The sequence below is a fragment of the Arthrobacter sp. B0316-1-20 genome (assembly GCF_059091865.1).
On the sequence record NZ_JBNHHC010000061.1, the window covers coordinates 1 to 18,585 of the forward strand.

Genomic DNA, 18,585 nt, shown 5'->3' on the forward strand with positions numbered 1-18,585 from the left:
AGCGGTTGAAGGTGGTCAACGCTTTCCTGACCACCACCAACTCGCCGCTGGGCATGGTGCTGGACGCCGTTCCGGTGATCCCGCCGGAGCTTCGCCCAATGGTGCAGCTGGACGGCGGCCGCTTTGCGACCTCCGACCTGAACGACCTGTACCGCCGCGTGATCAACCGCAACAACCGCCTGAAGCGCCTGCTGGACCTGGGCGCGCCGGAAATCATCGTCAACAACGAAAAGCGGATGCTGCAGGAAGCCGTGGACTCGCTGTTCGACAACGGCCGCCGCGGCCGTCCGGTCACCGGGCCGGGCAACCGTCCGCTGAAGTCGCTGTCCGATATGCTCAAGGGCAAGCAGGGCCGCTTCCGGCAGAACCTGCTGGGCAAGCGCGTCGACTACTCCGGCCGTTCCGTGATCGTGGTCGGCCCGCAGCTGAAGCTGCACCAGTGCGGCCTGCCCAAGCAGATGGCGCTGGAGCTGTTCAAGCCGTTCGTCATGAAGCGGCTGGTGGACCTGAACCACGCGCAGAACATCAAGAGCGCCAAGCGGATGGTGGAGCGCTTCCGCCCGCAGGTGTGGGACGTGCTCGAAGAGATCATCACCGAACACCCGGTGCTGCTCAACCGTGCACCTACCCTGCACCGGCTGGGCATCCAGGCGTTCGAGCCGCAGCTGGTCGAAGGCAAGGCGCTGCAGCTGCACCCGCTGGTGTGCGCCGCGTTCAACGCCGACTTCGACGGCGACCAGATGGCCGTGCACCTGCCGCTGAGCCCCGAGGCCCAGGCCGAGGCGCGCATCCTGATGCTCTCCTCGAACAACATCCTGAAGCCGTCGGACGGCCGTCCGGTGACCCTGCCCTCCCAGGACATGATCATCGGCCTGCACCACCTGACCACCAAGCGCGAAGGCGGAACCGGCGAAGGCCGTGTCTTCGCCAGCCCGGCGGAGGCCATCATGGCCCACGACGCCGGCGAGCTGCACCTGAACTCCGTCGTCAAGATCCGCGTGCCCGGCTTCGTGCCCAGCGCGGACCAGCCGGCACCGGAGGGCTGGGAAGAGGGCCAGGAAGCGCTGATCGAAACCTCGCTCGGCCAGGTCATCTTCAACGACACGCTGCCCGATGACTACCCCTGGGTGGCGAACGTGGCGGACAAGGGCCAGCTCTCGGCGATCGTGAACGATCTGGCCGAGCGCTACCCGAAGGTCGTCACCGCGGCGACGCTGGACAACCTCAAGGACGCCGGGTTCTACTGGGCGACCCGTTCCGGCGTGACCGTGGCGATCTCCGACATCGCGGCCCCGGCCGAAAAGGCCGCCATCATGGAGGGCTACGAGACCCAGGCCGCCCGCGTCGAGTCCCAGTACAACAAGGGCCTGATCGCCGACGACGAGCGGCGCCAGGAACTGATCGACATCTGGAACAAGGCGACCAACGAGGTTGCCGACGCGATGCGGAAGAACCTGACCAAGGAGAACACCATCAACCGCATGGTGTCCTCCGGTGCCCGTGGCAACTGGCTGCAGGTCCGCCAGATCGCCGGTATCCGTGGTCTGGTGGCCAACCCGAAGGGCGAGATCATCCCGCGCCCGATCAAGTCCTCCTACCGCGAGGGCCTGTCGGTGCTGGAATACTTCATCGCCACGCACGGTGCCCGCAAGGGCCTGGCCGACACCGCGCTGCGTACCGCCAACTCGGGTTACCTGACCCGCCGCCTGGTGGACGTCTCGCAGGACGTGATCGTGCGCGAAATGGACTGCGGCACCGAGCGCGGCCTGAACACGGTCATCGCCGAAGCCGACCACAACGGTGAACTGCGCCGGCACGAAGAGGTGGAGAACTCCGCTTACGCACGCACGCTGGCCACCGATGTGGTGAACTCCGAGGGCACCGTGGTGGCCACGGCAGGCGCCGACGTCGGCGATGTGCTGATCCAGGAACTGATCGACGCCGGCATCACCGAGATCAAGGTGCGCTCCGTGCTCACCTGTGAGTCCGCCGTCGGTACCTGCGCGCTCTGCTACGGCCGCTCGCTGGCCACCGGCAAGACCGTGGACATCGGCGAGGCGGTCGGCATCATCGCCGCCCAGTCGATCGGCGAGCCCGGTACCCAGCTGACCATGCGTACCTTCCACACCGGTGGCGTAGCCTCCGCGGAAGACATCACCCAGGGTCTGCCCCGTATCCAGGAGCTCTTCGAAGCCCGTACCCCCAAGGGTGTCGCGCCGATGGCCGAAGTGGCCGGACGCGTGTCCATCGAGGACGGCGAGCGCCAGATGCGCGTCATCGTCACCCCCGATGACGGCTCGGAAGAGATCGCCTACCCGGTGCTGCGCCGTGCACGCCTGCTGGTCGAAGACGGCCAGCACGTGGACGTCGGCCAGCAGCTGGTCACCGGTGCCAAGGACCCGAAGCAGGTGCTGCGTATCCTCGGCCCGCGCCAGGCGCAGAAGTTCCTGGTGGACGAGGTCCAGAGCGTGTACCGCAGCCAGGGCGTCGGCATCCACGACAAGCACGTGGAAGTCATCGTCCGCCAGATGCTGCGCCGCATCACCGTGATCGAGTCCGGCGAGACCGACCTGCTGCCGGGCGAGCTGGCCGAGCGGAGCCGCTTCCAGGCGGAGAACCGCAAGGCCGTCTCCGAGGGCAAGCAGCCGGCCAACGGCCGTGACGAGCTGATGGGCATCACCAAGGCCTCGCTCGCCACCGAGTCGTGGCTGTCGGCCGCGTCCTTCCAGGAGACCACCCGCGTCCTGACGCAGGCGGCGATGGAGGGCAAGTCCGACCCGCTGCTGGGCCTGAAGGAGAACGTCATCATCGGTAAGCTGATCCCGGCCGGCACCGGCCTGGACCGGTACACCCAGGTGTCGGTGGAGCCGACGGAGGAAGCGAAGGCCAACCTGTTTACCGGCCCGAGCGCCTTCGGCGACTTCGACTACGCCGGCGCCGACGGTTCGCTGACGCCCGAGTTCCACGCCATCCCGTTGGATGACTACGACCTGGGCAGCGACTACCGCTAGCCGCCAGTATGGAACCGCCTCCTGCTCCCCGATACCGGGGCAGCGGGGGGCGGTTTCCGCGTTTAATGACCCCGGCGGCCGTGGCGGCCATGAGATTCTGGGTACATGGCCAATTCCCCGTCCGGTGACTCGATGCTGGACCGGCTGGTGCGCATCCTGTCTGCGTTCGAGCCGGACAAGCCGGCGATGAACGTCGCCACGCTCTCCCGCCGGGCGGAGGTGCCGCTGGCAACGACCTACCGGCTGGTGGAGGCGCTGTCCCGCCACGGGCTGCTGACGAAGGAGGGCCCCGGCGAGATCCGGCTCGGGCTGCGGCTGTGGGAGCTGGCCAACCGGAGCTCGCCGGCCGTGGACCTGCGGCAGGCCGCCATGCCGTTCATGGAGGACATCCAGTCCGTGGTGCGCCAGCACACCCAGCTGGCGGTGCTGCGCGAGGACGAAGTCCTGGTGATCGAGCGGCTCTCCAGCCGCGGCTCCGTGGTGAATCAGGCCCAGATCGCCGGCACCATGCCGGTGCACCGGACCTCGATGGGCATGGTGCTGCTGGCCTATTCGCCCAACCATGTCCAGGAGTCCTACCTGACCCGGCATCCGGAGGCCGTCACGTCGGCCGACCCGGTGTCCTTCGACCTGCGCCGGCACCTGGCCGACATCCGCAAGCGGGGCTACGCCGCGTTCGACGGGCGGATCGACGTGGACACCACCGGCATCGCCGTCCCCGTGCTCGGCCCGGCCGGCCGGCCGCTGGCCGCCCTCGGCGTGGTGGTGCCGCTGGGCTTCGAGAACTTCCACGCCGTGGTCCCGGCGCTGATGACGGCGGCGCGCGGCATCTCCCGGGCCATGGGCGTCGCGCTGTGACCGCGGCGGCCACCGCCGTCGTAATTCTCATTCAATAAGAACGCCGGGGCGGAATCCGTGTCGCCGGGCTCACACTGGTGAAGAGACGGCTTCCTCTTCGACCCAGGAGACTTACCCATGGCGCAACCGCAGATCATCAAAATTAAGGTAGGAATCGTCGGCGGGGGACCGGCCGGCCTGATGCTCAGCCACCTGCTGGCCCGGCACGACATCGACAACCTCGTGGTGGAATCCCGTGACCACGACACCATCCACAACACCCACCGGGCCGGCATCCTGGAGGCGGGCTCGGTCGAGATGCTCACCGACACCGGCGTCGACGGCCGGGTGCTGACCGAGGGCGACGAGCACGCCGGCATCGATCTGCGCTTCAACGGAGAGTCGCATCCGCTGGACTTCAAGGACCTCGTGGACGCCACCGTGACCCTGTACGCCCAGAACGAGGTGTTCCTGGACCTGGCCGCCGCCCGCAGGCGCGACGGCGGCGACGTGCGCTTCGAGGCCGAGGTCACCGAGGTGCTGGACCTGGAGACCACCACGCCCAAGTTCAGGTTCACGGACAAGGACGGCGCCGCCTTCGAGGTGCACTGCGACATCCTGGTGGGTGCCGACGGCTCCCGCAGCTTCTGCCGCCGCGCGGTGAAGGGGGAGCAGGACTACAAGATCGAGTATCCGTTCGCCTGGTTCGGCATCCTGACCGAGGCCCCGAAGAGCGCCCCGGAACTGATCTACGCGAACTCGCCGCACGGCTTCGCGCTGATCTCCCAGCGCAGCGAGACCGTCCAGCGCATGTACTTCCAGTGCGATCCGGCCGAGAACGTGGACGACTGGAGCGACGACCGGATCTGGGCGGAACTGCAGAAGCGGGTCGACGGGCCCGACGGCTTCCAGTTGAAGCAGGGACCGATCTTCGACAAGACCGTGCTGGCCTTCCGCTCCTTCGTGCGGGAACCGCTGTCCCACGGGCGCATGTTCCTGGCCGGCGACGCCGGACACACGGTGCCGCCCACCGGCGCCAAGGGCCTGAACCTGGCCTTCGCGGACGTCAAGGTGCTCTTCGAGGCCATCGACTCGTTCTACTCCACCGGCAGCGACGCACTGCTGGAGGGCTACTCCGACCTGGCGCTGCAGCGGGTTTGGAAGGCGCAGAACTTCTCCTACTGGATGACCAGCATGCTGCACACCCGCACCGATGCCTCTCCCTTCGAGACCAAGCGTGCCCTCGGCGAACTGGCCACCGTGACCGGTTCCCGCTTCGGGCAGCAGTACCTGGCCGAGTCCTACACGGGCTGGCCGCACAAGTGACCGCTGCGCCCGCACCACGCCGGGCGCGCAAACCCTTAAACCATCCACAGCCACAACGGAAAGGAGTCCCGATGAGCGACGCACAAGCTCCGGACGAGGCTTTCGAGGACGAGACGTTTGACGACAGCCACCTGCTGGACCCTGCCGCCACCGCGGATTCGCAGGAGAAGATCAGCCAGGAAATTGCCGACAGCCACGAGGCGTACCGCAAGAGCGTGGAGGCCGGCGGCGCCGGAGAGACGCAGCCGCGCATCGACTTTGCGCCGTACCGCTCCTCGCTGCTGCGCCACCCCACCAAGGACCTGCACCACGCGGACCCGGAGACCATCGAGCTGTGGAGCCCGGCCTTCGGCGAGCGTGACGTGCACGCCCTGGAGTCGGACCTGACCATCCAGCACAACGGCGAGCCGATCGGCGAGCGGATCATCGTGCAGGGCCGTGTCCTGGACGGCGACGGACGCCCGGTGCGCAACCAGCTGGTGGAGGTCTGGCAGGCCAACGCCGCCGGCCGCTACGTGCACAAGCGCGACCAGCACCCGGCCCCGATCGACCCGAACTTCACCGGCGTGGGCCGCTGCATCACCGGGCCCAACGGCGAGTACAAGTTCACCACCATCAAGCCGGCCCCCTACCCGTGGAAGAACCACCACAACGCCTGGCGCCCGGCACACATCCACTTCTCGCTGTTCGGCACCGACTTCACCCAGCGCATGATCACCCAGATGTACTTCCCGGGCGACCCGCTGTTCCCGCTGGATCCGATCTACCAGTCGATCACCGACCCGGCGGCCCGCGACCGCCTGGTCGCCACCTACGACCACTCGGTCACCAGCCACGAGTGGAACACCGGCTACCGCTGGGACATCGTCCTTTCCGGCAGCAACCGCACCTGGATGGAAGAAGGCGAGGAGCACTGATGAGCGAGTCCACCACCAAACTGGTGCCCACCCCGGGCCAGACCATCGGCCCGTTCTACGGCTTCGCGCTGCCCTACGAGAAGGACAGCCAGCTGGTCCACCGCGCGCACCCCGGCGCCATCCGGCTGCACGGCGTGGTCTACGACGGCAACGGCACCGTGATCCCCGACTCCATGCTGGAGATCTGGCAGGCCGACGAGCACGGCAAGATCTCCCGCGAAACCGGTTCCCTGGTCCGCGACAACCACACCTTCACCGGCTTCGGCCGCGTGGCCGTGGACAACGTGGGCCACTACACCTTCACCACGGTCAACCCGGGTGCCACCGAGCCGGGCAAGGCCCCGTTCATCTCCCTGGTGGTCTTTGCCCGCGGCCTGCTGAACCGGCTGTTCACCCGGATCTACCTGCCGGAGGAAACCGAGGCGCTGGCGAACGACCCGCTGCTGTCCTCGCTGCCGGAAGAGCGGCGGAACACGCTGATCGCAGAGCGCGAACCGAACGGCGACCTCCGCTTCGACATCCGGCTGCAGGGTGACGGCGAGACCGTCTTCCTGACCTACCCGGGGATTTAGGCCTGTATGAATCCGGCGGACCACGCTGATTTCGGGCTGCTGTCTCCGGCCTCGGCCGGGACAGCAGCGTCCCGTTTAACCAGCGACTACCAATTCATCCAAGCCATGCTCGACGTGGAGCTCGAATGGACCCGCGTGCTGGCCGACGCCGGCCGGGTGGCCGCCGAGGCCCTCCCGGCCGTCGAGCGGGCCTCGCGCGCCGACCTCTACGACGCCGCGGGGCTGGCCGAGCGGGCCCAGGGCGGCGGCAACCCGGTCATCCCGCTGCTGGCCGACCTGCGGGCGGAGATCAGGAAGCACGACCCGGCCGCCGTCCCGGCGATCCACCGGGGCGCCACCAGCCAGGACATCCTGGACAGCGCCCTGATGCTGATGGCCCGCCGCGCGCTGGCCGGGATCGTCACCGACCTCAAGTCCGCCGCCGCGGCCCTGGGCCGGTTGGCGGACGAACACCGCTCCACCGTCACGGTGGCCCGCACCCTGACCCAGCATTCGCTGCCGTCGACGTTCGGGCTCAAGGCGGCCAACTGGCTCTCCGGCGTCGCCCAGGCCGGCGTCCGGCTGGAGCGGGTGGCCGGCGGACTGCCGCTGCAGTGGGGCGGCGCGGCCGGCACCATGGCGGCGCTCACCGACCTGGCCGACCTGCCCGCCCGCCCGGCGGCGGAGGGCACCGGGCAGGACGACGACGGCGGTGCGCTGGCCTTGGCGGCCCGCCTCGCCGGGCGGCTGGGGCTCGCCGATCCGCTGGCACCGTGGCAGACCAACCGGCTGCCGGTCACCGCGCTGGCCGCCGCGCTGGCCGACGTGCTGGCGGCCGCCGGCAAGGTCGCCAACGACGTGCTGCTGCTGAGCCGGCCCGAAGTGGGCGAGGTCTCCGAACCCGCCGCCGACGGCCGCGGCGGCTCCTCGGCCATGCCGCAGAAGCAGAATCCGGTGCTGTCCGTGCTGATCCGCAGCGCCGCCCTCGCCGCCCCCGGGCACCTGGCCCAGGTCCAGGCCGCCGCGGCCGGGGCGGTCGACGAGCGGCCGGACGGCTCCTGGCACGTGGAGTGGCAGGCGCTGCGCCAGTTGCTCCGGCTCGCCGGCGGCGCAGCCGCCAAGCTGGCCGAACTCTCCGAGGGCCTGGTGGTCCGCCCGGAGAAGATGCGCCGGAACCTGCAGATCACCGGCGAGCTGGTGGTCAGCGAACGCGTCATGGCCACGGTGGCGCCGATGCTGGACGGCGGAACCCCCGGCGCCGGCAAGGCGAAGGTCCAGAGCCTGGTCAACCAGTCGCTCGCCGGCCAGGGCAGCCTGTCGCAGCTGCTGCGCGAAGCCGTGCCCGGCGACGTCCTCTCCGACACGGCGCTGGCCGAACTGCTGGACCCGGCCGGGTATACCGGCCAAAGCAGCGGCCTGATCGACCGGATCACGTCCCACTACGCAGAATGGAGCCATTCGTGACCGTTCCCGACATCACCCCCACCCTCCTGTCCGAGGGCAAAGGCAGGCCGGTGCTGCTGGCCGGCGCCGGACTGGGGACCGGCGCCAAGGCGCTCTGGGCCGACGCCGTGGAGCACCTGCAGGACTTCCAGGTGGTGGGCGTGGACCTGCCCGGCCACGGGGCCAGCCCGGCCTCGACCGGACCGTACACCATGGCCGAACTCGGCCAGGCGGTCGTGGCGATGCTGGACAAGCTGCGCGAAGCCGGCGACATCGACCCCGGCACCAAGGTGTACTTTGCCGGCGTCTCGATGGCCGGTGAACTGGCCCTGCAGCTGGGCCTGGACCACCCGGACCGCTTCGCCGGCCTGGGCGTGGTCTGCTCCGCCGCCAAGATCGGCGAAGCGGCCGCGTGGCTGGAACGCGCGGACACCGTGCGCCAGGCGGGAACGCCCACGATGGTCACCGGCTCGGCGCAGCGCTGGTTCGCCCCGGGCTTCATCGAGAAGCACCCCGAGCGCGCCACCCGGCTGCTGCACACCCTGCAGAACGCGGACCGCTTCGCCTACGCCCACGCATGCGAGGCCCTGGCCGGCTTCGACGTCCGCGAGCGGCTCGGCGACATCACCACTCCGGTGATTGCCGTCGCCGGGGCGCTCGACCAGGTGTGCCCGCCCGGGTTCGCCGAAGCAGTGGCCGCCGGCGTGCAAAAGGGCAGCTCCGCCGTCGTCGACGGCGTGGCCCACCAGGCGCCCGCCGAGGCACCCGCGGAAACCGCCGCGCTGCTGCGCGATTTCTTCCTGGCCGCCTGAAACCGCAGCCGGACCGATGACTGAACAACCAAGGAGTACACGCCGTGAGCGATAACCGCACCTTCGATCCTGCCCAGACCCAGCAGGAAGTGTACGACGAGGGCATGGCCGTGCGCCGGCAGGTGCTCGGCGATGCCCACGTGGACCGCGCGAACAGCTCGATCGATGAGTTCACCCAGGACTTCCAGGAACTGATCACGCGCTACGCCTGGGGGACCATCTGGACCCGGGAGGGGCTGCCGCGCACCACGCGCAGCGCCATCACGCTCACCGCCATGATCGCCAAGGGCCACTGGGAGGAATTCGCCATGCATGTCCAGGCGGCGCTGACCAACGGCATGACCCGCGACGAGATCAAGGAAGTCGTGCTGCAGTCGGCCATCTACTGCGGCGTCCCGGACGCCAACGTCGCGTTCAAGGTGGCCAAGGGCGTCTTTGCCAGCCTTGACGAGGATCACAAGGGCTCGATATAGTTCATATAACGTACATGCGTTCGTGTAGCGAACACTTCGGCAGGAACGGAAGCGCCCGCGACGGTTCCCGCCGAAACGGTATGTTCCGCGCGGACCCCCGTGTCGACGGAGCGGTCCGGTCCGGCCTGAGCGCCGGGCCGGGCCGTTTGCTGTAACCCAAAGGCGCACCCCGGAAGTGCGCCGCGAAGGAGCCTCGAATGAACCAGGCATATCTGTATGACGCCGTCCGCACCCCCTTCGGCAAGTTCGGCGGTGCGCTGGCCGGCGTCCGCCCGGACGACCTGGCGGCCGAAGTCGTCAAGGCGGAAGTTTCCCGCGCCCCGGGCCTGGACCCGGAACGCATCGACGAGGTGATCTTCGGCAACGCCAACGGCGCCGGGGAAGAGAACCGGAACGTGGCGCGCATGGCCACGCTGCTGGCCGGCCTGCCCACCTCGATCCCGGGAACCACCGTGAACCGGCTGTGCGGGTCCAGCCTGGACGCCGCCATCATCGCCTCCCGGCAGATCAACGCCGGCGAAGGCGACCTGGTGCTGATCGGCGGCGTCGAGTCGATGAGCCGGGCGCCGTGGGTGCTGCCAAAGACCGAGAAGCCCTACCCGGCCGGCGACATGACCCTGGCGTCCACCACCCTGGGCTGGCGCCTGGTGAACAAGAAGATGCCGCGGGAATGGACCGTCTCCCTGGGCGAGGCCACCGAGCAACTGCGCGAGCGCCACGGCATCAGCCGCGAACGGCAGGACGAGTTCGCCGCCGCCTCGCACCGCCTCGCCGACGAGGCCTGGAACGCTGGCAAATACGACTCGATGGTGGTGAAGGTTCCGGGCACCGACCTGATCCGCGACGAGTCCATCCGCCCCACCAGCACCGTTGACGTCCTGGCCGGGCTGAAGACCGTCTTCCGGCCGGCGGGCGAGGGCCCCGAGGGCGGCACGGTCACGGCCGGCAACGCCTCGCCGCTGAACGACGGCGCCTCCGCGGCGTGGCTGGGCAGCGAGGCCGCCGCCGGGCTGCTGGGAACCGGGCCGCTCGCCCGGATCGCCGGCCGCGGCGCCTCCGCCCTGGAGCCGCAGTACTTCGGGTTCGCGCCGGTGGAGGCCGCCAACCAGGCCGTCCGGCGGGCCGGTATCGGCTGGTCCGACGTCGCCGCCGTCGAGCTCAACGAGGCCTTCGCGGCGCAGTCGCTGGCGTGCATCGACAACTGGGACATCGACCCGGCGATCGTGAACGCCTGGGGCGGGGCCGTGGCCATCGGCCACCCGCTGGGCGCCTCGGGCATCCGCATCCTCGGCACGCTGGCCCGCCGGCTGCAGGAATCGGGCGACCGCTGGGGCGTGGCCGCCATCTGCATCGGCGTGGGCCAGGGCCTCGCCGTCGTGCTGGAAAACGTCAACTCAACCAAGAACTAAGGAGGTAAGCGGGTGCCTACATTCGCTGCTACTGCCCGGGACGCCGTGGCCGGCATCCAGGACGGCGCCACGGTGCTGATCGGCGGCTTCGGCAACGCCGGCCAGCCGATGGAGCTGATCGACGCGCTGATGGACTGCGGCGCCACCGACCTGACCGTGGTGAACAACAACGCCGGGCAGGCGGACGCCGGCCTGGCGCTGCTGATCAAGGAGCGCAGGGTCAAGAAGATCATCTGCTCCTTCCCGCGCCAGTCCGACTCCTGGCACTTCGACACCGCCTACCGCGCCGGCGAAATCGAACTGGAACTGGTGCCGCAGGGCAACCTGGCCGAACGCATCCGCGCCGCCGGCGCCGGGATCGGCGCCTTCTTCACGCCCACCGGCTACGGCACCATGCTGGCCGAGGGCAAGGAAACCCGGATGATCGACGGCCGCGGCTACGTGCTCGAGACGCCGATCCACGGCGACGTCGCGCTGATCAAGGCGCTGACCTCCGACCGGAAGGGCAACCTGGTCTACCGCAAGACCGCCCGCAACTTCGGACCGATCATGGCCGCCGCCGCCAAGAAGAGCATCGTGCAGGTCTCCGGCATCGTGGAGACCGGCCAACTGGATCCCGAGGTCATCGTGACTCCGGGCATCTACGTGGACACCGTCGTCGAAATTGCGCCGCAGGCCGCAGAGGGAGAGGCAAACCAGTGAGCGAGAAACTCAGCCGCGAAGACCTGGCCAGGCTGGTGGCCCGGGACATCCAGCCCGGTTCCTTCGTCAACCTCGGCATCGGCCAGCCGACGTCGGTCTCCAACTACCTGACCGCCGAGCAGGACATCACCCTGCACACCGAAAACGGCATGCTGGGCATGGGCCCGGAGGCGCAGGGCGACCAGATCGACCAGGACCTGATCAACGCGGGCAAGGTCCCGGTCACCGAGGTGCCGGGCGCGTCCTACTTCCACCACGCCGACTCCTTCGCCATGATGCGCGGTGGCCACCTGGACGTCTGCGTGCTCGGCGCGTTCCAGGTCTCCGCCACCGGCGACCTGGCCAACTGGCACACCGGCGCACCCGACGCCATTCCCGCCGTCGGCGGCGCGATGGACCTGGCCACCGGGGCCAAGGACGTCTACGTGATGATGTCCCTGTTCACCAAGGACGGCAAGCCGAAGCTGGTGCCCGAATGCACCTACCCGCTCACGGGAGTGGGCTGCGTCACCCGCGTATACACTAATGACGCGGTCTTCCTGATTACCGAGGAAGGCGTGCGTGTGCGCGAGACGTTCGGAACCACGCTTGAGGAATTGCAGTCCAAGATGGACATCAAGCTGCTTCCGCCCACCGAGTAAAAGGAACCATGACCGAGACCAAGACGCCGGGCGACCAGTTCGTCCAGTCGCTGGCCCGCGGATTGACCGTGATCAGGGCCTTCGACGCCGACAACGTCACCATGACGCTCAGCGAGGTCTCCAAGAGGACCGGCCTGACCCGTGCCACCGCGCGGAGGTTCCTGCACACCCTCGTCGACCTGGGCTATGTGCGCACCGACGGCCGCGTCTTCGAACTCACCGCTCTGGTGCTCCAGCTGGGGTATTCCTACCTCGCCGGGCAGAGTCTGCCCCAGCTGGTGCAGCCATTGCTGGAAGAGCTTTCCGCGGAGCTGCATGAATCCACCTCCGCATCGATTCTCGACGGCGATGAGATCGTCTACATCGCCCGCATCCACACCCGGCGGATCATGACCGTGGGCATCATGGTGGGCACGCGTTTCCCCGCCTACGCCACGTCCATGGGCCGCGTGCTGCTCGCCGGCCTGCCCGCCGGCCGGCTGGAGGACTATCTGGCCTCCGCCGAGCTGAAGCCGTTGACGTCACGGACCATCTCCGACCCGGACAAGCTTCGGGCGGAGCTGGACAAGGTGCGGAGCCAGGGATGGGCCCTGGTGGACCAGGAACTGGAGATCGGCCTGCGCTCGGTGGCCGTTCCGGTCCTGCATCCGGACGGTTCCGTGGCCGCCGCCTTGAACATGTCCATGCAGGCATCGCTGGCAGACGGCACCCGGGACGTGGACGCCGTCGTCGCGGAAGCCCTGCCGAGGCTGCAGGCCGTCGCCGCCAAGGTCACCGACGCGCTGCGCGCCCAGCAGTAGGTCCCGAAGGCGGGCGCGCCGGCCCCGCCGCCGGCAGGAATCGAGTTCCCCAGGGAGGATTGCGTACATGGGAAAACGTCAAACCATGGTTTCGCTCCGGACCGCCTCCGGCCTGGCCGGCGAACTGCTCGTGACCCTGGGAGCCATCGTTCTCCTCTACGTCGTCTGGCAGCTGTGGTGGACCAACCTGGACGCCCGGGCGGCGCAGCAGGACGCGGTCACCGCCCTGTCCCGGCAATTCGAAGGCCCCGCCGTGAGGGCCGCCGCCGAGGACTTCGGGCCGCCGCAGCCGGGCGGGCAGCCCCGGGACGGCGAGACCTTCGGGATCGTCTACGTCCCGCGCTTCGGCGATGACTTCACCGTGCCGGTCTCGGCGGGGGTGGGTCCCGAGATCCTCGATTCGCTGGGGCTGGGCATGTACGACGGCACGGCGATGCCGGGGGAGGTCGGAAACTTCGCGGTGGCCGGCCATCGCCAGACCTACGGCAAGGTCCTCGACAACATCGACGCGCTCCGGCCCGGGGACCGCATCCATGTGCGCACTGCCAACGGGTACTTCACCTACGTCTTCGAGGAGCACACCATTGTGACGCCGGACCGGACGGATGTACTGCTGCCGGTGCCGGAAAAACCAGGGGCCGAACCTGTCAGGGCGATGATGACCCTGACCACCTGTCATCCACGGTTCGGCGACCGGGAGCGGTACATCGCGTACGCCGCGCTGGAATCATGGCGCCCCGCCGAGGCGGGACCGCCTGCCGACATCGCCGGCCTGGTCGCCGCGCAGGCAGGAACCTGAGGTGTACGCCTGGATCTTCCGCAACCTGCCCGGCCCGTTCGCCGTGCGGATCCTGCTGTCGCTGATGCTGCTGGCGGCGGTCGTCCTGGTGCTCCTGGAGTTCGTTTTCCCGTGGATCAGTTCCCTCGGGCTGCTGGAAGGCGAGGCAACACTCAGCCAGGGCCGGGCAGACGGCGGGGCCGGGGAGCGGTCAGGGTAGGACGACCCGCGTTGCCGCGGACCCGGCAGGCGCGCCGGATTAGCGGATGTGACCTGCATCATTTATATTTCTGCAAGGGCCGGTAATTGCCGGCCGACGCAGGGCACCGAAGCAATCGGATCGGCGCGATCTCCGCCCTGCCAGGACAGCCGAGTTGGGGACAGGACATTTCACGTGACATCACGACTGCGCGCTGCGCTGCTCACCGGCACTGTTGCCGCCGCTCTCGCCCTGGGCAGCGTTCCCGCCCACGCCGGCAGCCAGGATCCGGCCGGGCAGCCGGGCCCGATCCCCGGTGACACCGCTCCCGAGCCCGGCCCGCACGCGGTTGCCGTAGGGACGGTTGGGTCGGAAGCCGCCGCGGGCGCGCCGGTTGAAGAAGCTGCCGCTGCCGAGCCGGTTCAGGCGGCGCCGGAAGAGGTTATGGCTGACGCCGTGGTCACCCTGCTGGTCGAGGCTCCCGCGGATACCGACGGCGTGCCGTCGGACGGCGCCGTCGGCACCGACGGGGCTGCGGGCGAATCCCCCGCCGGCGGCGCAGCGGCGGCCTCCGCTGAAGATGTCCCGGCCGAGGACTCAACTCCGGCACCGGAAACCATACCCACTTCTCCCGCCGCCGATCCGTCCGCCCCTGCCGTGGAGCCCCCCACGGAGGCTGCGCCCGCACCCGCAGCTCCTCCGGCGGCAAAACCCGCTCCCGTGATCGAGCCGATTGTGGTGGGCGGACGTACCCTGACCCACAGGGACTTCAACATCCCGGATGACATCGCCGCCGGCGACGAGGAAACCGTCATGCGCTGGATGGAAGAGAACATGGACCTCGTGCTCGAGTCCGAGGGCATGACGTACCTGATGAACCTCATCATGGAGTACCTCATGGCGGGCGACCTGGACGGCCTGGCCGCGCTGATCCGCGAAATGAGCGCCTCCGATCCTGCAGCGGGGGAGGAGCTCATCCTGTGGATGTACGAGATGTTGGACGGAATTGGTGAATGGCCGGGCGGCTTCGGCGAGTGGCCGGTTGTCGATGAGCCCGGACCGGAGCAACCCGCCAAGGAACCTGCGGCAGTTATCATCCCGGCCTCGCAGCCCCAGCCGGCAGCGCCGTCGAACGTGCTGCCGGCGGCCGTCCCGGCCGGCGCGCTGGCAGACACCGGGGCCGCCGGCACCGCCTGGCTCGCCTCGGGCGGAGCGGGCCTGTTGATGCTCGGCTCGGCCCTCCTCTGGTGGCGGCGCCGCACAGCCTGAGGTAGCCGGCCCGGTCCTGCACCCGGGCGTTCACCCCGCCGCCAACTGTCGTTGACCTTGGCATGGCTGAATGTCCTGCGATGGATCCTGAGACAACGCCGCGGCGGAAATTCCTGCCCGAAATCCAAGCCCTGCGCGCCCTTGCGGTGCTGTTGGTGGTGGCCTACCACCTGGAGCCGCGCTGGCTGCCCGGCGGCTACGTCGGAGTGGACGTCTTCTTCGTCATCTCCGGCTTCCTGATCACCGGCCACATGCTCCGCGAGGCGGCGGCCACCGGCACGCTGTCCCTGAGGTCATTCTGGGCCGCCCGCATCCGGCGCATCCTGCCCGCGGCGCTGCTGACCATTGCCGTCGTCCTGGCGGCCACGCTGGCGCTGCTGCCCATGAGCCAGTGGGAGCGCATCGGGGGCCAGGCCCTGGCCTCCACCCTCTATGTCCAAAACTGGGTCCTGGCCGCCGACTCCGTCGATTACCTGGCCGCGACCGAGACGCCGACGCCGCTCCAGCACTTCTGGTCCCTGGCCGTCGAGGAACAGTTCTACCTGCTGTGGCCGCTGCTGGTCCTGCTGGCCGTCTTCGCGGCGCGCCGAACGCGGCGGCGTCGCCGGGGGATCGCAGCCGCGATCTTCGCCGCCGTCGTCGCGGCGTCGCTGGCCTATGGCATCTGGGCCACCGCCGGCGGCAGCCCGGCCGCCTACTTCATCACGCCCACCAGGATCTGGGAACTCGGGCTGGGCGGGCTGCTGGCCGCCCTGCACCGGGACACGCGCCGCTGGCCGTACCTGCGCAGCCTGCTGGCGGCAGCGGGCCTGGCCGCCATCACGGCCTCGGCGTTCCTCTATAACGCGAGCACGCCTTTTCCCGGGGCGGCGGCCCTGCTCCCGGTGCTGGGCACCATGGCCGTCATCGCTGCCGGACGGACCGGCGGGCCGCTGTCCCTGCACCGCCTGGTGGACTGGCGGCCTGTCCAATGGACGGGGAATGTCTCCTACTCGCTCTACCTCTGGCACTGGCCCCTGATCGTGTTTTTCACCATCCTGGCGGATCGGGAACCCGGGCCGCTCACCAGCCCGCTGCTGTTGGCCTGTTCCTTTGGCCTGGCCGCCCTGAGCTACTACTTCGTGGAGACACCGGTGCGACGCTTTGGCTGGTTCAGCGCCAACTCCTGGCGGCCGCTCGCCGCAGGCGCCGCGGCCACCGCGCTGGTCGGCACGCTGGCCTTCGTGCCGGCCAACCAGCAGGAACGCATCCTGGCCCAGCGGGCCGAGGCGACGTCCGCGCTGCTGGCCGCCCCGCCGCCCGGCTTCGGCGTCGCCTCGATCACGGAGGACGGTCACCGCGCCTTCGCCACCGAGACCCCGTTGGTGGTCCCGGATCCCGCCCGGGCCGGAGCCGACCAGTCCGGCCTCGGCGATTGCGCCGTCACCTCGATGGCGGCCGAAACCAAGGAATGCACCTACGGGGACCCGGAGGGGGACTTCACCCTGGCGCTGGTGGGAGACTCGCACGCGGGCCAGTGGTTCAAGGCCTTGGAGCCTGTCGCCAGTGAGCGGGGGTGGCGCCTGCTGACGTACATCCATCATTCCTGCCCGTTCAACGCGGAGCAGCGCAAGCTGGAAGCCAAGGGGGAGTCCGTCTGCCGCGGGCCCAACGAACAGACCATGGAACGGCTGACCCGCGGCGGCGTGGACGCGGTCCTGACCTCGTACTACGCGGAGTCCTCCTTCGTGGACTCGGGCACCGGCCAGCGGCCCGGCGCGGCGGGCTTCGCCGAGTACTGGAACGAACTCGCCGACGCCGGCATCGACGTGTACGCGCTCAAGGACACGCCCCGCCCGCGTGAGGGCGCGGTCGCCCGGGACTGCGTGGCGGTGAACTACGAGGACCCGGCCGAATGCGGCCAGTCGCGCAGCGACGGCCTCGACGGGAAGGACCTCACCGAGGATGCGGCCATGCTGGCCCCGCGGGCGCGGGTCATCGACCTGTCGGCGCACTTCTGCGACCGGGAGACCTGCCCGGCGGTGATCGGCAACGTCCTGGTGTACCGGGACCTCAACCACGTCTCCGGCACCTACATGAAAACGCTGGCCCGGCCGCTGGAAACGGCCTTGCTGCTGGCGATGGAACGGCCGTGACGCCGCGGCCGGCCCGCCGTGCAGCAACCGTTGGGCAGCCGCCGGGCCACCGCGTCGTGCGCGACCCGCATACTCTGCTAGACTTATGTTCGATTGTTTTTGTGTGGCAGTGGATGAAGGCCGTTTCGGATGATAACGGAACGGGGCCTGTTTCCGGTTCGCGGGGTTCTTGCGCGGAGAATGCCACACTTTTGCACGCCTACGGTCGCTTCGATTCCGCAGCGGGTGCGAAGACGACCGACAGTGCCTGGCCCTGCATGACAGACGGGGCAAAGCCCAAGAAAAACGGAGAACACGAAAGTGCCTACGATTAACCAGCTGGTCCGCAAGGGCCGCTCACCCAAGGTCAATAAGACCAAGGCGCCTGCCCTGAAGGGCAGCCCGATGAAGCGCGGCGTTTGCACCCGCGTTTACACCACCACCCCGAAGAAGCCGAACTCCGCGCTCCGTAAGGTAGCCCGCGTCAAGCTCGCCGGCGGCATCGAAGTGACTGCCTACATCCCCGGTGTGGGCCACAACCTGCAGGAACACTCCATCGTGCTGGTGCGCGGCGGCCGTGTGAAGGACCTGCCCGGTGTCCGCTACAAGATCGTCCGCGGCGCCCTCGACACCCAGGGTGTCAAGAACCGCCAGCAGGCCCGCAGCCGCTACGGCGCGAAGAAGGAGAAGAAGTAATGCCCCGTAAGGGTCCGGCCCCCAAGCGGCCGCTCGTAGTTGATCCGGTACACGGCTCGCCGCTGGTTACCCAGCTGATCAACAAGGTTCTCGTTGATGGCAAGAAGTCCACCGCGGAGCGCATCGTGTACGGTGCCCTCGACGGTGTGAAGGCCAAGTCCGGCGGCGATCCCGTTGCCGCCCTCAAGAAGGCCATGGACAACGTCCGCCCGACCCTGGAGGTCCGGTCCCGCCGCGTCGGCGGCGCCACCTACCAGGTTCCGGTCGAGGTCAAGCCGGGCCGTGCTACGGCCCTGGCCCTGCGCTGGCTGGTCGGCTACTCGAAGGCCCGCCGCGAGAAGACGATGACCGAGCGTCTCATGAACGAGATTCTGGATGCGTCAAACGGTCTCGGTGCCGCTGTGAAGCGTCGCGAAGACACCCACAAGATGGCCGAGTCCAACAAGGCCTTCGCCCACTACCGCTGGTAAAGAGTCGATACGACGACGGCGCCAACCGCCGTCGTCGTATCCCTCACCTACAAAGGGAGACATTGTGGCACTGGACGTGCTAACCGACCTCACGAAGGTCCGCAATATCGGCATCATGGCCCACATCGATGCCGGCA

The 18,585-nt window shown here is 69.0% G+C and carries 18 protein-coding genes; all 18 read left to right on the forward strand.

Features of this window, described 5'->3' with window-relative positions:
- Nucleotides 1-3,011: DNA-directed RNA polymerase subunit beta' (gene rpoC, locus AC5RW2_RS36920; RefSeq protein ID WP_494075109.1), on the forward strand; the 3,011-nt coding region annotated here is incomplete at its 5' end.
- A gap of 105 nt (nucleotides 3,012-3,116) precedes the next feature.
- Entirely contained in the window at nucleotides 3,117-3,869 is a 753-nt protein-coding gene (locus AC5RW2_RS36925) for an IclR family transcriptional regulator (RefSeq protein WP_494075110.1), read from the forward strand.
- Between the two features lie 117 nt (nucleotides 3,870-3,986).
- On the forward strand, nucleotides 3,987-5,174 hold the full coding sequence (locus AC5RW2_RS36930) for a 4-hydroxybenzoate 3-monooxygenase (RefSeq protein WP_494075111.1): 1,188 nt from the start codon (nucleotides 3,987-3,989) through the stop codon (nucleotides 5,172-5,174).
- Between the two features lie 71 nt (nucleotides 5,175-5,245).
- The gene (gene pcaH, locus AC5RW2_RS36935) at nucleotides 5,246-6,091 is read left to right on the forward strand and encodes a protocatechuate 3,4-dioxygenase subunit beta (protein WP_494075112.1); all 846 of its coding nucleotides are present in this window, start codon (nucleotides 5,246-5,248) and stop codon (nucleotides 6,089-6,091) included.
- Nucleotides 6,091-6,663 (forward strand): protocatechuate 3,4-dioxygenase subunit alpha, encoded by a 573-nt coding sequence (gene pcaG, locus AC5RW2_RS36940; protein ID WP_494075113.1) that lies wholly within the window; start codon nucleotides 6,091-6,093, stop codon nucleotides 6,661-6,663. Before pcaH ends, pcaG begins: the two co-directional genes overlap by 1 nt.
- A gap of 6 nt (nucleotides 6,664-6,669) precedes the next feature.
- Entirely contained in the window at nucleotides 6,670-8,106 is a 1,437-nt protein-coding gene (locus AC5RW2_RS36945) for a lyase family protein (RefSeq protein WP_494075114.1), read from the forward strand.
- Nucleotides 8,103-8,897, forward strand: coding sequence for an alpha/beta fold hydrolase (locus tag AC5RW2_RS36950; RefSeq protein WP_494049531.1), 795 nt, complete (start codon nucleotides 8,103-8,105; stop codon nucleotides 8,895-8,897). The genes AC5RW2_RS36945 and AC5RW2_RS36950 overlap by 4 nt, the downstream gene beginning before the upstream one ends.
- 44 nt (nucleotides 8,898-8,941) lie before the next feature.
- The gene (gene pcaC / locus AC5RW2_RS36955; protein WP_494075115.1) at nucleotides 8,942-9,370 is read left to right on the forward strand and encodes a 4-carboxymuconolactone decarboxylase; all 429 of its coding nucleotides are present in this window, start codon (nucleotides 8,942-8,944) and stop codon (nucleotides 9,368-9,370) included.
- Between the two features lie 197 nt (nucleotides 9,371-9,567).
- A complete protein-coding gene (locus tag AC5RW2_RS36960) occupies nucleotides 9,568-10,779 on the forward strand; it encodes a thiolase family protein (RefSeq protein WP_494022485.1) in 1,212 nt (403 codons plus the stop codon).
- 12 nt (nucleotides 10,780-10,791) lie between these two features.
- Nucleotides 10,792-11,481, forward strand: coding sequence for a 3-oxoacid CoA-transferase subunit A (locus AC5RW2_RS36965; protein WP_494022486.1), 690 nt, complete (start codon nucleotides 10,792-10,794; stop codon nucleotides 11,479-11,481).
- A complete protein-coding gene (locus AC5RW2_RS36970) occupies nucleotides 11,478-12,122 on the forward strand; it encodes a 3-oxoacid CoA-transferase subunit B (RefSeq protein WP_494000488.1) in 645 nt (214 codons plus the stop codon). Before AC5RW2_RS36965 ends, AC5RW2_RS36970 begins: the two co-directional genes overlap by 4 nt.
- 8 nt (nucleotides 12,123-12,130) lie before the next feature.
- Complete coding sequence (locus tag AC5RW2_RS36975) at nucleotides 12,131-12,922, forward strand: IclR family transcriptional regulator domain-containing protein (protein WP_494075116.1); 792 nt, start codon at nucleotides 12,131-12,133, stop codon at nucleotides 12,920-12,922.
- 67 nt (nucleotides 12,923-12,989) lie between these two features.
- Nucleotides 12,990-13,721, forward strand: a complete 732-nt coding sequence (locus tag AC5RW2_RS36980; RefSeq protein ID WP_494075117.1) for a class E sortase — start codon at nucleotides 12,990-12,992, stop codon at nucleotides 13,719-13,721.
- Between the two features lies 1 nt (nucleotide 13,722).
- Nucleotides 13,723-13,920 carry a hypothetical protein gene (locus tag AC5RW2_RS36985; RefSeq protein ID WP_494012724.1) on the forward strand — a complete coding sequence of 66 codons (198 nt, stop codon included), beginning with the start codon at nucleotides 13,723-13,725 and terminating at the stop codon, nucleotides 13,918-13,920.
- Nucleotides 13,921-14,094: 174 nt separating this feature from the next.
- Entirely contained in the window at nucleotides 14,095-15,168 is a 1,074-nt protein-coding gene (locus AC5RW2_RS36990) for an LPXTG cell wall anchor domain-containing protein (RefSeq protein ID WP_494075118.1), read from the forward strand.
- A gap of 80 nt (nucleotides 15,169-15,248) precedes the next feature.
- Nucleotides 15,249-17,303 carry an acyltransferase family protein gene (locus AC5RW2_RS36995; RefSeq protein WP_494075119.1) on the forward strand — a complete coding sequence of 685 codons (2,055 nt, stop codon included), beginning with the start codon at nucleotides 15,249-15,251 and terminating at the stop codon, nucleotides 17,301-17,303.
- 300 nt (nucleotides 17,304-17,603) lie between these two features.
- The gene (rpsL, locus tag AC5RW2_RS37000) at nucleotides 17,604-17,978 is read left to right on the forward strand and encodes a 30S ribosomal protein S12 (RefSeq protein WP_493979224.1); all 375 of its coding nucleotides are present in this window, start codon (nucleotides 17,604-17,606) and stop codon (nucleotides 17,976-17,978) included.
- The gene (gene rpsG, locus AC5RW2_RS37005) at nucleotides 17,978-18,448 is read left to right on the forward strand and encodes a 30S ribosomal protein S7 (RefSeq protein ID WP_127511056.1); all 471 of its coding nucleotides are present in this window, start codon (nucleotides 17,978-17,980) and stop codon (nucleotides 18,446-18,448) included. Before rpsL ends, rpsG begins: the two co-directional genes overlap by 1 nt.
- Nucleotides 18,449-18,585: the final 137 nt, after the last annotated feature.